The organism is Methanosarcina barkeri MS (assembly GCF_000970025.1).
GTDB classification, from domain to species: Archaea; Halobacteriota; Methanosarcinia; order Methanosarcinales; family Methanosarcinaceae; genus Methanosarcina; species Methanosarcina barkeri.
The window spans coordinates 868,696-881,598 of sequence record NZ_CP009528.1 but is presented as its reverse complement, the minus strand read 5'-3'; the positions used below and the strand labels follow the sequence as shown (position 1 = coordinate 881,598).

General features: G+C 43.8%; 6 protein-coding genes and 3 rRNA genes. 3 read left to right on the top strand and 6 right to left on the bottom strand.

The genetic code is table 11. The features are described from left to right. Positions 1 to 22: 22 nt before the first annotated feature. Complete coding sequence (gene cobA, locus MSBRM_RS03650) at positions 23 to 790, bottom strand: uroporphyrinogen-III C-methyltransferase (RefSeq protein WP_048154579.1); 768 nt, start codon at positions 788 to 790, stop codon at positions 23 to 25. Between the two features lie 456 nt (positions 791 to 1,246). Here cobA and MSBRM_RS03645 point away from each other — a divergent pair, with 456 nt between their 5' ends. Together MSBRM_RS03645 and rnz are read left to right on the top strand one after the other, a co-directional pair. Next, positions 1,247 to 3,130, top strand: coding sequence for an alpha-amylase family glycosyl hydrolase (locus MSBRM_RS03645; RefSeq protein WP_230669025.1), 1,884 nt, complete (start codon positions 1,247 to 1,249; stop codon positions 3,128 to 3,130). Positions 3,131 to 3,281: 151 nt separating this feature from the next. Then, complete coding sequence (gene rnz / locus MSBRM_RS03640; RefSeq protein WP_048119764.1) at positions 3,282 to 4,193, top strand: ribonuclease Z; 912 nt, start codon at positions 3,282 to 3,284, stop codon at positions 4,191 to 4,193. 293 nt (positions 4,194 to 4,486) lie between these two features. On the opposite strand, the gene MSBRM_RS03635 is transcribed toward rnz, so the two are convergent. Both MSBRM_RS03635 and MSBRM_RS03630 read right to left on the bottom strand, forming a co-directional pair. Next, positions 4,487 to 4,747: a hypothetical protein gene (locus tag MSBRM_RS03635; protein ID WP_048119767.1), complete on the bottom strand. Its 261-nt coding sequence runs from the start codon at positions 4,745 to 4,747 to the stop codon at positions 4,487 to 4,489. A 313-nt stretch (positions 4,748 to 5,060) separates the two neighbouring features. After that, the gene (locus MSBRM_RS03630; protein ID WP_048119768.1) at positions 5,061 to 6,179 is read right to left on the bottom strand and encodes an AAA family ATPase; all 1,119 of its coding nucleotides are present in this window, start codon (positions 6,177 to 6,179) and stop codon (positions 5,061 to 5,063) included. A 670-nt stretch (positions 6,180 to 6,849) separates the two neighbouring features. On the opposite strand from MSBRM_RS03630, the gene MSBRM_RS03625 reads away from it, so the two are divergent. Beyond that, positions 6,850 to 7,038 (top strand): hypothetical protein, encoded by a 189-nt coding sequence (locus MSBRM_RS03625; RefSeq protein ID WP_048119770.1) that lies wholly within the window; start codon positions 6,850 to 6,852, stop codon positions 7,036 to 7,038. Positions 7,039 to 7,950: 912 nt separating this feature from the next. On the opposite strand, the gene rrf is transcribed toward MSBRM_RS03625, so the two are convergent. From rrf to MSBRM_RS03605, 3 genes are all read right to left on the bottom strand, one after another. After that, positions 7,951 to 8,072 (bottom strand): 5S ribosomal RNA (rrf, locus tag MSBRM_RS03615). 71 nt (positions 8,073 to 8,143) lie between these two features. Next, a 23S ribosomal RNA gene (locus MSBRM_RS03610) occupies positions 8,144 to 11,050 on the bottom strand. Between the two features lie 209 nt (positions 11,051 to 11,259). Next, positions 11,260 to 12,737, bottom strand: a 16S ribosomal RNA gene (locus MSBRM_RS03605). The 16S, 23S and 5S rRNA genes sit together here, the layout of an rRNA operon. Positions 12,738 to 12,903 lie beyond the last annotated feature (166 nt).

Below are 12,903 nucleotides of genomic sequence, written 5' to 3'. Positions count from 1 at the left end.
ATCCCGTTATTTCCGTGTAGGGTTAAAAGTCAGCTCCTGTCTGCTGTTCTCCGAGAATATCGTGCAGGTGTACAACATCCCCTACAACCGTAATAGCTGGAGCTTTTACTTTTCTTTCTTCTGCCAGGGTGGCAATGTTTGCAAGGGTCCCTACAGTTACCCTCTGGTCGGCCCTGGTTCCTCTCTCAATGACTGCAACAGGAGTATCCGGGGCTTTGCCGTGCTTCATTAGTTCTTTTGCATTCCGGCCGAGCATCTTCACACCCATAAGGATTACAATTGTTCCTCCGAATTTTGCCAGGGTTTCCCAGTCAAGTCCGCTTTCTTTTTTTGTAGGGTCTTCATGCCCTGTTATGAAAGTGACCATTGAAGTGCTTTCCCTGTGGGTTACAGGAATTCCGGCATAAGCAGGCACTGCTATTGCAGAAGTAATCCCAGGCACAACTTCAAACTCAATTCCTTCGGCTACGAGCACTTCGGCTTCTTCTCCGCCTCTTCCGAAGACATAGGGATCTCCTCCTTTAAGCCTGACTACCATCTTTCCTTCTTTTGCTTTCTGCACAAGCACTTCATTAATCTCAGACTGTGTCATGGTATGGTTGCCGGCGTATTTTCCAACATTAATTTTTTCCGCACTTGCCGGCATTGAGTCAAGAATAGCTTTTCCGGGAAGCTGGTCATAAACAATTACTTCAGCACTGTCAATTAGCCGGCGGGCTTTCAGGGTAAGGAGCTCAGGGTCGCCTGGACCAGAACCCACAAGATAGACTTTTCCGTAATTTCCTGACATGTGACGACGGTTCCTTTATTATTTTTGGATAGAAATGTGTAATCTGGAGAAGGTTAACGAGTTTTTAGAATATATAATATCCTGAAAATCAAGCTAAAAATAATACAATTGCGTCGCACTTGTTTGTATTGTTGTGCCTGTTTATCTTTTTATTTGAACTTTAGTTTGAACTTTAATATCTCCAGAACCCCTGCATCCTTTTTTACAACATGAAAATTTTCAGCCTCTTTGTTGCCATTTGCTGGAATCTGAAGTTTGGGGACATTATTAGGAGCATTTTTCCGAAATATTGTTTCACAAGTTATATGGAATCTTATTCTTAATAATATATTTATAGTTTTATTATAGAACCTTAATCATTTTTTTATATTATGCTCTAATGTGTATAATGTGTATGTACCCAAATGTACACTTAAATTCCAAAATATAAGCCATAGTTTCTAACATAATCAAGGAGTGGAAAACTTGTCAAATGAACTTGAACTTCTGCCGCTCCATAAGCTTGGGGCATGGAAAGATGAACAGACTTCCGGGAAAATAAATTTTGGGCTTTTTTTACCAGGTGTTTCGGAAAAGGGAAAATATGAACTCTTTGTGAGGGTTATTCATGAAAAGGATCAGTTCCTTCAGGATATACCTCCAATAGACTTTGAAATGGAACATTCAATAGACCCAGCTTACGGGGATTACTGGTCTGCAACGATAAATATTGAAGCTAAAGCTAAGCTAAAGTCCTTTTCTGCATGGGGAACTCCTGGAAAATATGCCTATCGATATTGTCTTAAAACTCCAAAAAATCCAGAGCTTATTGACTGGATTATCGACCCCTTTGCCAGGGAATTTGGGGTTGGGAAATTATCTGCTTTCACTCTCGGGTACGAACACTATACGTGGGACAAAAATGAACTGGAATGGAAAACCCCTTTCATAAATGATATTGTCCTCTATGAACTCATGATCAACGAGTTTGCGGATGATATCAAAGGGACGATTGACCATCTGGATTACCTCACAGACCTCGGAATAAATTGTATAGAACTGATGCCTCTTTCAAACGTTGAGAAAAGGGTAGACTGGGGATTTGCACCGATTGGGTATTTCGGGGTGGATGAGCGTTTCGGAAATCGCAAAGAGATGCAAGAATTAATCGATAAAGCTCACCAAAAAGATATCGCAGTCATAGTAGATTCGGTTTATGCACATACAAGCCATCTTTTTCCGTATTACTATGTTTACAACGAACTTGGATACCCTCAGGATAAAAATCCCTTCATGGGTCCTTTCGCTGAAAACGCTTTTGGAATAAGTACAGACTTTAATCAGAAATTTACCAGGGATTTCTTTTTAACAGTCAATAATCACTGGCTTGACCGTTATCATGTAGATGGTTTTAGATACGACTACGTGCCCGGGTACTGGCTGGAGGATTCGGAAAATGGCTACACGAAACTTGTACAGGATACATACCAGCTGGTTAAGGCAAAAAAAGGCTCTTCCGATCACTGGCAGCGATTTTTTGAAGGAGAATCTGTAAACCTAATCCAGTGTGCTGAGCAGCTTCAAAAACCCGTAGAAATCCTGAATAAAACCTACAGTAACTGTGCCTGGCAAAATAGAACCCTGGATGCGGCCAGAGGGATATATGGAAATTGTGCCAAATTAACTGAGCTTGGTTTCCTCTTCGGGCTCTCAGGTTATCCGACAGAAGTTCAGAACAATGGCGATAAGATTACAAAAACTGCTCTACAATATATGGAAAACCATGATCATTCCCGGTTTCTCTGTAATTTTGGAACAATAGCCGGTGATAATGAACTTTTGAAGGAAGGCGATCGTGCCCTCTGGTATAAGGTACAGCCTTATCTGATAGGCATGTTTACAGCAAAGGGCATTCCAATGTTATGGCAGGGACAGGAGTTTGGGGAAAATTACTGGCTTCCTCAAGAAGGGTGGGGAAGAGTACTTTTGTACAGACCTGTGCGCTGGGAATATTTTTATACTTCTGAAGGCCGATCCCTGGCCAATCTTGTCAGGAAACTGGTTAAACTTCGCAGGAATAACTTTCAGTTTACAAGAGGAGAGCATTACTTCTACAATGATTATACCTTATATCAGTCCCGAAATATCATGATGTTTTCCCGGACTTACGAAGGGGTTTTCAGCCTAGTTGCGTTGAACTTCGGAGCCCAGGATCAGGTAGTTAATTTCAAGTTTCCATCTGATGGTAATTACCGGGAAGAACTTCATGGTCAGGATAATTTAAAGGGAATTTCTGCGGGAAAGAACATCCAGCTTAACATTCCCAGCAACTATGGAAAAATCTGGACATTGGCAGTTTGATACATATGCAGACATAAACATCTTTATGAGGATGAGTATTCAATAGAAACAATTTTAATTCACGATGGGCTTCTTGGATACATTAAGTGGTAATTAATAAATACCTCTTGAGTACTAGTGAGTTCAACATTTGAGTACTAGTGAGTTCAACATGCTTCGTATAACTTTTCTTGGTACTGGAGGTTCTCTTCCAACCCGTAATAGAAACCCATCGGCAGTAATGGTTAATAGGGAAGGAGAGCTTATCCTGTTCGACTGCGGAGAAGGAACCCAGCAGCAGATGATGAGGGCAAAGACAGGGATGATGAACCTGTCCTCTATTTTTGTCAGTCATTTCCATGCGGACCATTTTCTGGGAATTCCTGGCCTGATCCAGACCATGTCTTTCATGGGAAGGAAGGAACCCCTTCTGATTTATGGCCCTGAGGGAACCAGGGAATTTACTGAGCTTTTTAAAGCTCTTGGCTATTTCAACCTTAAGTACGAGGTCCAGGGTGTCCAGTTGAAACCCGGCGATGTTGTTGAAAGAGAAAAATATGTGATCCGGGCTTTAAAAACCGAACACAGCATCTCAAGCCTTGGATACGCACTTATAGAAAATCCTCGCCCAGGACGTTTCAACAGGGAAAAGGCAATTGAACTGGGGATTCCTCCGGGTCCTCTTTTCTCAAAATTACAAAAAGGAAAAACGGTAGAAGTTAATGGAAAGCTCATAAAACCAGAAGATGTAATGGGAACCTTAAGGCCAGGGCGGACTATTGTATACAGTGGAGATACCAGACCCTGTGAGCCCATTCTCGAAGCAAGCCGGGATGCAGATGTACTGATACATGATGGAAGTTTTGCAGACGAGATGGCAGATTGGGCTGAAGAGTCAAAACATTCGACAGCAGGGGAAGTGGCAGCCCTCGCAAAGGAGGCAGGAGTCAGGAGGCTGATCCTTACCCATATAAGCTCCCGGTATACCGATGATGCTGAACCTCTCTTGATAGATTCAAAAAAAGTGTTTGAAAACGTAATTATAGCTGAAGATCTGATGGAAATTGAAGTCCCGTACAGGTAGAAATAAGGCTTAACTCTTTTTTATTCAAAAAATTATAGTTGTAACAACTAAATTACAGGTTATTCTATGTAACAACTAAGGTATAGGTTATTCTATGTATTATATGAGAGTGACATAAATTAAAGTGACATAAGTTAGAGTAATACGAATAGAATATAATATTTGAAGTGTTTTCCAAGAAACTCTAAGTCTTTAGAGAAAGACTAAGGAGTTTCCAAATTTTTGTACCCGGACATTTTAGCGAAAAGAAGCTATAGCAGATATAATCTGCATTGCAAAAGAATTGGAATAATTCAGACGAGAGTCCAATCCAGTTTTTTGTTTTCAGCATCGTAAAGTGTGACCTGCATGGTTTTGTCTTCAACTTCATAGATAGGCTTGATACCTAAATAAAGAGAGTCTCCGGGACTAATATTGAGTTCACCATTCACTCTTCCGAAGTATACTCTGCCTTTTGTGGAATTTTCTTCTATTGTTATACCTTTCCACATAAGATTTTTAATTACATTTACAACTTTACACTCAAACCGATCGACTTCACGTATCTCATTCATAGGGATCCCTTTTAATTTTTATTTCATATCTGGTTAAGAGTTTTAGACTCGTTCCTGTTAGAAAACACGATTTTTATACATAAAATTATTCCTGTTTCAGGTAAAGAGAAGTATGTAAAAACGTTAGACTGAAGCAGGTAAAAGCATTAAATCGAAGCAAGTAAAATAATTATGCTGAAGTAGGTAAAGCATTGATAATCTAAAAAACGCTATACACTAAAGATTATTTTTAAAATTTGACAATCAAAATGTAGGTACTTATTTTAAAGTACCTTAAAATTTCATAGTTTAGCAGTAATGTAACCTCTCCATATCAAACATAAAGCTCAGAAGGCCCCTGAGGTGAATCTTTCCTGCCAAGTTTTGCAAGCGCATTTTCAAAATCCTGATTTGTTACTATTTCACGGTCTTCTATAATTACCTGGTGAAGAGCATTTTTTAAAACCTTTTCAACAATGTCTCTGCCCGAAAGTCCATTTGCTTTCTTTGCAAGTGTCCGGAAATTACAGTCCTCTACCTGCAAAGGAAAAGTCTTTACATTTGATTCGAATATCTCGACAATTTCTTCTTCTCCAGGAAGGACGAACTCAATTTCTTCTTCGAACCTGCTTCTTATAGCTGAGTCCAGAGAATAGATCCTGTTGGTGGAGCAAATAGTACATACTCCATCACGTTCCACTATGCCATCCATTTCGGTCAGAAGAGCATTTACAATTTCGCTTACATCTCCTCTCAACTCCTGGAATTTTCGATCCAGGGCTATGGCATCGAGCTCGTCAATAAAAATTATACAGGGAGCCATTTCTTCTGCTCGGTCATAGAGCTGATGGATCTGGCGAGCTCCCTCTCCCACATATTCTCCTATAAGCTGTGTAGCTTTAACAGGAATGATGGGAACATCAGTTTTGTTTGCAAGAGCCTTTGCAAGCATGGTCTTTCCAGTACCAGAAGGCCCGAAGAAGAGAATATTTCTTGGCGCCCATTTCCCAAAGCGTTCGGGCTCTTCAAGAAAGCGTTCGATCAGCCTGCACTTTTGCTTTGCAAGTTCCTGCCCGATTACGTCTTCAAATTTAACGCTACTCTTTATTTCTGCCGAGGAAGGAAGCCCATTTTCCTCTTCAGTTACAATAATTGAGGTTGAACTTCCTATTATGGAGTCTGCAGGTTCCACATCTATGATGCGGTAAGCAAAATCCGGGAACATCCGCCGGTCAAAGAGATAATCTCCCTTACGAGCAACATATCCGTTCCACTGTTCCCGGGCATAGAATTCAAAAACATCCCGATTTTCAATAACAGGATACTCATCCATCATGCCGCTTAACGGATAACCTTCAGGCTTCAGGATAAGAAGCTCAGAGGTAGATCTCCCAAACTCGGTATTATTTTCATGAGTCTTTTTCGCGTTCACTCTTTGTGAGACTGGTCGCACTTTGTAATCAACTCGAATACTTTTCTATGCCTCTATATTACTATAGTACTCCGAAGAGCTAATAAAATTAACCCCATAAACCAGGCAAAATAGTCGACTGCGAAAGGCTTGCCCTCTTCTTAAAGCTGAGAACGGTCTTCTAAAAACCCTGTCTTTAAGCTATTCCTGGGGTAATATCTGTTAGGTTTCTTTTCAGGATTCAGGTAATTGTTATATATTCAGATATTCAATGTAACAATGTATAAGTCCTGTGGAACATCATATAAGTGTAAAATATTTATATGAGTAGCCAAATAGGTTATTTGTTATTTGAAATGTGTTTGAACTAACGGTTGTGTAATTAATAACATATAACAGGCTTTCTAAAGATTCTAATATTGGAATTTTGAGGTTGTGTTTCTATATAGTACACATGAAGGTCTGATCTAAAAGAGAAAGCTAATATATTAGATAAATAATATAAAACTTATAATTATTGAATGAAACGTATTTTCAAACTGTTTGAAAATCTATCAATGATGTTGAGTAAATTGCCTGACTAATATATTTATATATAGAATATTTGTATTAAGTATTAAATTGACAGCAACAAATATTATGTCGGTAATACAGCAGACTAACGACTTAAAAATGTAGTGCCTAAATAAGGCAGTTTCAGAGTATGATTTTTATGTTTACTATGGAGAACACGGAAGGTTTCGACCAGAAAACTCTTGATAAGATGAATGCTGAAGTCAAGAAAACTATGAGCAAGCACAATCCTAAATCAAAAGATTACAAAAAATTATTTGAGCAGGTTGAAGATCAAATCTTCGACAAATATTGCTCTGAGGTATTCAGGCCCTCTCTTAAACTTTGATAATTTACCATTTTGGATTTAATTGCGAATTAAATCCAAAATGGTAAATTCTTTTTTATTTTATTCTGCTTAATGAGGACTCTGGTCCAAAATCCAGTGATTTTTGTATTTTTTTGATTGAAAATCTGAATTAGCAAGAAAAATCTGGCTTTCATTAAAATCAATATTCGAGATCTAAAGACCTCAACCACAAAGTTGTATCACAAGGATTGTGACCAATTACAAAATTTAGTGATTTTGAATTTTACATTCATCACTAGATTTTGGTACTGAGTCCTTAATGAGTCCCTATTAATCAGTTGACATTTTTAGAGTTTTTAATTTAGACATTTTTACAGTCTCTAATTAAGTAATATCTCTAATTTAGTAATTCTTTAATAACCATTTCTTTTTTGTAAGTCAAGATATGCTTAAGGTGTCTTTTTTGATGAGTATCCATGATTCTTCCGTCTCAACTTTGAAGATATTAAATTCTTTAATTAGATCTCCGTTTACCTTCTCATATTCTCCCGTTGCACAAAACACCCGGTTACCAACCATGAAAGAAGAGAAGGAAAAAAATACCAGGAAGAAGAGAAGGAAAAAATAATAAGAAGTGGTTCTTCGTTGTTTTGCATGGGCTGAAAATAATTGGTTAGTTAGAAAGTATCCCGATCAAATATAAAAACATCAAATATGAATGTGATTTTCAAAAAAACTGTATTCATATATGAGATATGCTACTTCAATACTTATAGGCTAAATGCGAGTTACCCACTCGAAATAGCGAAGAGCCCAAAAAGTAAAAAGAGAGAACAAAACAGAACTATTAACGTTAAAACTATTAACGTAAAATTGGCACTGAAAAGACATAAAATCATTATGAAAAGTGGTTCAAAAAGAGATTATGGAAAGTAAAGTATTATAAGGTGAGTATGGCAGCGATCCAGAGTTCCCGAAGGCTCGCACACTTCAGTACAGTAAGGAACGCGGGCAGGCTTATCTACTGTGTTCGGGATGGGTACAGGAGTTACACTGCCGCTGTGGCCGCCAAACTCGACCTATAAATGGGATTGTGAAAAGAAGTCATGTACAGTGCTGCATACTGAATTTCGCCTGGACCGGATTAGGAAAGGAACGGATAGTTAGTAAACGCGGACTGAACACCTCGTTGCCTTGGTGCTTACATCCCGTTTCTATCAAACCGGTCTTCTACCGGAATCCTTAATGAGGTCTCTTTTTAGGTCAGAGTTCGAGCTTAGATGCATTCAGCTCTTATTCCTTGGCGCGTAGCTGCCCGGCTATGCCTTGTCAGACAACCGGTACACCAGTGGCGCCGCTGCTTGGTTCCTCTCGTACTAAAAGCAGCTTACCCGCAGACCTCGTGCGCCTCTAGTAGATAGTAACCGACCTGTCTCACGACGGTCTAAACCCAGCTCACGATCTCCTTTAATAGGCGAACAACCTCACCCTTGGCCGCTGCTGCACGGCCAGGATGGAAAGAACCGACATCGAGGTAGCAAGCTGCCGGGTCGATATGTACTCTTGCCGGCAACGACTCAATTATCCCCGGGGTAACTTTTCTGTCATTTTTGGCCCCCACCAAGGAGGCTCAAAAGTTCGCTAGAACCGACTTTCGTCTCGTCATCCACTGCTATGCTGAATAACGTCAGGCTGACTTATGCTCTTGCACTCTTCAGCGAGTTTCCGACCCGCTTGAGTCAACCATTGCGCGCCCTTGATATCTTTTCAAGGGCGTCCCGCCCCAGGCAAACTGCCCACCTATCGGGGTCCTCTTCTCAGAGTTAGGGTCGTAGTCCCAGAAGGGTAGTGTCCCAATTGCGGCTCCACGTATGCTGGCGCATACGCTTCGATGCCTCCTACCTACTCTGTACATCCAGAACCACAACCCAGCGACAGGCTGCAGTAAAGCTCCACGGGGTCTTCACTTCCCCCTAGAGGTCTCTAGACTGTGCACTAGAATGTAAGCTTCACCGGATTCCAGTTAGGGACAGTAGGGCTCTCATTGATCCATTCATGCAAGTCGCCAATTAAGCGACAAGGTACTACGCTACCTTAAGAGGGTCATAGTTACCCCCGCTGTTTACAGGCCCTTCTTCCCGTTGAAACGGGGTTTCAGGTACCTGCACTGAGCAGGATTCAGAGATTGTACTAGCCCTTACGGGTTTGCAATCTCCTATGTTGGTATTAGACAGTTAGAGCCCCCTGGTCACTGCGACCTGCTGTCTTCACAGCAGGCACTCCTTATCCCGAAGTTACGGAGCTAATTTGCCGAATTCCCTTAACTGAAGTACTCCGACACGCCTTAGCCTTTTCAGCTAGGGGCACCAGTGTCAGATCTGGGTACGGACATTTAGCGGCCTTTTCACGGGTCCCGGGGTGCAGCCGACTTTAGCCATTACAGATTCGCCCGATTCTCGCCATTACGGCTCTCCACGGGGTTCGCTGCTTAGACGGCGCGACGACGCCGCTCGGCCTGCCCTGAGACGTCAGACGGAATGCTAAATGGTACAGGAATATTAACCTGTTTCCCTTTTGGCGTACTCGAGTTACGGTACGTCTTAGGACCGACTAACCCTCGGCTGACGATCATTGCCGAGGAAACCTGGCCCCTTCGGCGGCAGGGATTCTCACCCTGCTTTGCTGCTACTATTACCAGGATTTTCGTTTGCGAACGGTCCACAGGACTTTACAGCCCTGCTTCGGTCCGAACGCAACGCCTTCCTACGAGATTACCTTGCGGTACTCCGTGGTATCGGTGGTCGACTTGAGCCCCGTCAATTTTCGGGGCCCCAAACCTCGACTGGTGAGCTGTTACGCACTCTTTAAAGGGTAGCTGCTTCTAAGCTAACCTTCCAGCTGTCTGGGGCTTGGGACGCCCTTTAGTATTAACACTTAGTCGACACTTGGGGACCTTAACCACGGGCTGGGTTGTCTCCCTTACGGACTACAAGCTTACCCCAGCAGTCCGGACTCCGACTTTCTACAATGACGGTGGGTTTGGAGTTTGACAGGCGGGCGAGGGGTTTCCCCCCCGGAACCGCTAATCAGTGCTCTACTCCACCGACGATCTCCAGTCAGGTCATGCTGCGACATGTTTTGGAAGGAACCAGCGGATGCCGGGTTAGATTAGCATTTCACTACGAGACGCAGGTCACACGAATGATTTGCAGATCAATACCGCTTGCGGTCCTCCACGTAGCTTTCGCCACGCTTCAACCTGCCCACGCCTAGATCACCCGGCTTCGGGTCTTACCCCAGTGACTCCACGCACTTGTATACGTCGTGCCTCGCTCGGAGAGCTGCGCACATGTTGCTTTCGCTTCGGCTGCCCATATAAAGGTTAGCCATTGCCACTGAGATAAACTCCCTGGCCCGTTCTTCAAAACGTAAGATACGACACTGGCAGTGACATTCGTACAACATTCTCGCGAATGTTTCCTTCATGCCAGAGTTCCTTTAATGCCGTATCGTTCCATCACTATCAGGTTTCAGGCACTTTGCACCTCCCTTCTCGGGGTACTTTTCAGCGTTCGGTCACCCTACTATTTCGCTATCGGTCTCAAGTAGTATTTAGTTTTGGAGGTTGGTGCCCCCCAGATTCCCGCACGATATCCAACGCACGGTACTCAGGGACATGTTCCGATCTTTTGGTTTACACATACGTGACTGTCACACTCTACGGTCTGCCGTTTCAGGCAAGTTCTGTTTAGCCGCCAGACGTTTGAACAGCCCTACAACACCACATTTCCCTGTGAAGGGATTCGGTTTGAACTGTACCGTTTTCACTCGCCGTTACTAACGGTATCTCGGTTGATTTCTTTTCCTGCTCCTACTGAGATGTTTCAATTCGGAGCGTTCCCGATCATTACTGATCACTATGGAGAGGTCCCATTCGGAAATCCCGGGTTCATAGGCTCCTTGCACCTACCCCGGGCTTATCGCAGCTTGGCACGTCCTTCATCAGCTCTTGAGCCGAGCCATCCACCTGATAGCATAATTCCTGTGTATCCTAACCAGGTCCAGAAAGCGTCCAGTATACAGCACTTATACATGACTTCATGTACCTGCGTGTCAACGCAGGCAATCCGTCCTTCCCCGAAAATTTACTTTCCGGGTGCATTTGATGAGTTTGAGTTGATCATTAGATTATGATCGATGATTTTAATGGTGAGGATTTTGTTCGGTTTATCGGCATCTGGGTGGTGAGTTTTTTTGCTTAGGAGGTGATCCAGCCGCAGATTCCCCTACGGCTACCTTGTTACGACTTAACCCCCCTTGCAAAGCACAGGTTCGAACACGACACGATGTTCGTGCCCTCACCCATACCTCACTCGGGTGGTTTGACGGGCGGTGTGTGCAAGGAGCAGGGACGTATTCACCGCGCTATATTGAAACGCGATTACTACGGATTCCAGCTTCACGAGGGCGAGTTACAGCCCTCGATCCGAACTAAGGATGGGTTTGTGAGATTACCAGCCCTTTTCAGGGGAGGGACCCATTGTCCCATTCATTGTAGCCCGCGTGTAGCCCGGGAAATTCGGGGCATACTGACCTACCGTGGCCCGCACCTTCCTCCGATTTAACACCGGCGGTCCCCACAGAGTACCCATCATCCCGGAGGATATGCTGGTAACAGTGGGCACGGGTCTCGCTCGTTGCCTGACTTAACAGGATGCTTCACAGTACGAACTGGCGACGGCCATGCACCTCCTCTCAGCGATTCAGGTAAGGTCTTCAGCCTGACCTACATATTGCTGTCGTCCCCGGTGAGTTGTCCGGCGTTGAGTCCAATTAAACCGCAGGCTCCACCCGTTGTTGTGCTCCCCCGCCAATTCCTTTAAGTTTCAGCCTTGCGGCCGTACTTCCCAGGTGGCTCGCTTCACGGCTTCCCTGCGGCACCAGACACGGTCGCGCCATGCCTGACACCTAGCGAGCATCGTTTACGGCTGGGACTACCCGGGTATCTAATCCGGTTCGTGCCCCCAGCTTTCGTCCCTCACCGTCGAACCCGTTCTGGTAAGACGCCTTCGCCACAGGTGGTCCCACAGGGATTACAAGATTTCACTCCTACCCCTGTAGTACCTCTTACCTCTCCCGGTTCCAAGTCTGGCAGTATCCCCCGAAAGCCTAATAGTTGAGCTATCAGATTTCCCGGAGGACTGACCAAACCGGCTACGGACCCTTTAGACCCAATAATCACGATCACCACTCGGGCCGCCGGTGTTACCGCGGCGGCTGGCACCGGTCTTGCCCGGCCCTTGCTAACAGGTGTAGTTTACACACCTGGACAGCCAGCATATGATGCTAGCACTCGGTGTCCCCTTATCACGGTTTCCCGCATTGTAAAGTTTTCGCGCCTGCTGCGCCCCGTAGGGCCTGGATTCATGTCTCAGAATCCATCTCCGGGCTCTTGCTCTCACAACCCGTACCCGTTGTAGGCTAGTAGGTACATTACACCCACTACTACCTGATAGGCCGCAGACCCATCCTTGGGCGGACGAATCCATTTTACGCATAAAGCATTCCAGCATATATGCGTTATCCGGAATTATCCCCAGTTTCCCGGGGTTATGCCAGACCCAAGGGCAGGTTATCCACGTGTTACTGAGCAGTACGCCATGTTCACGAAGAACATATGACTCGCATGGCTTAGGCGAACACCGATAGCAGTAACCTCTGGCAGGATCAACCAGAATTGTTAATGTATCGCACACTTTAAAATTAAAGGTCTTGGTCGCAGAAACTTGCACTAACAACTATCAATTCAGTTATTTTCGTTTCGCGATGATATGTTATGAAAAACTCTCACCGCCCAGAATTAACCGAACCGACAAAATCCTCGTCAGACAGGAAAAAACTCCT

What these genes read in the sequence shown, in the direction of transcription:
- MSBRM_RS03625 (WP_048119770.1), top strand. Translation starts at nt 6,850, where the DNA reads ATGTTTACTATGGAGAACACGGAAGGTTTCGACCAGAAAACTCTTGAT.
- MSBRM_RS03635 (WP_048119767.1), bottom strand. Translation starts at nt 4,747, where the DNA reads ATGAATGAGATACGTGAAGTCGATCGGTTTGAGTGTAAAGTTGTAAAT.
- rnz (WP_048119764.1), top strand. Translation starts at nt 3,282, where the DNA reads ATGCTTCGTATAACTTTTCTTGGTACTGGAGGTTCTCTTCCAACCCGT.
- cobA (WP_048154579.1), bottom strand. Translation starts at nt 790, where the DNA reads ATGTCAGGAAATTACGGAAAAGTCTATCTTGTGGGTTCTGGTCCAGGC.